Source organism: Halorubrum sp. SP9 (assembly GCF_005435015.1).
GTDB lineage: Archaea > Halobacteriota > Halobacteria > Halobacteriales > Haloferacaceae > Halorubrum > Halorubrum sodomense.
Genome location: NZ_SGXU01000225.1, coordinates 1 through 687 on the forward strand (window position 1 = coordinate 1; position 687 = coordinate 687).

Consider the following 687-nt stretch of genomic DNA (forward strand, 5'->3'; position numbering starts at 1 on the left):
GCATACCGGGTGCCAGTATCATGATTTCTGTCCATCAGTCTCTATAGAGCCGGGTGCCTCCTGATTGGAACTCTCTCTTCAGGATTTGCGCTGTAGTTAGGAACACGATAGCAGGAGTCACAAACTTCGGACTTCTCTTTCGGGATAGAGTTGGAGCCAATAGCCTCTTGAGGGAACCACTGCGAATCAGATAGCCACGTACCGATGACTGCGTCGGACACTCAGCTACTCTCACAAAACCAGCGCGACCACGGCGATGTCGTCGCCCTCTTCGGAGTTGCTATCGTGCTTATTAGTGTCCACCTTTGGCTTCCAAGCAGACTAGCTTCGGAATTTGTGTTCACGTACGGCAATCCTAGTCTGGTCACCGCTTGGACGGCAGCGACGATTCACGATAGTACCGGTCATCTCGTCTCGAATTTGGCTTGGTATGGTGTCGTGATTGGGCTCGCCTACGCGCTGTACACCATCTGGAGCCGACATCGGTTATTCTGGCTGTTGTACGGGAGTCTCCTCGTCATCAGCCCGCTCATCACGGTCGCTGTCGACTATTGGTTCCTGTATCAGCAATGGGAGCTTGTCGGCCCCAATTCGATCGCGTTCGGATTTTCGAGCGTCGTGAGCGCTTTCGGCGGCTTGCTTGTTGTTGGGCTCGCGGGAGTCGTGGCAGAGTGGTACTCGTGGCGG

At 54.6% G+C, this 687-nt stretch carries 1 pseudogene; it reads left to right on the top strand.

Annotation, left to right across the window (positions count from 1 at the left end):
- Positions 1 to 204: 204 nt before the first annotated feature.
- A pseudogene (locus tag EXE45_RS20905) lies at positions 205 to 687 on the top strand (hypothetical protein); the annotation flags it as partial.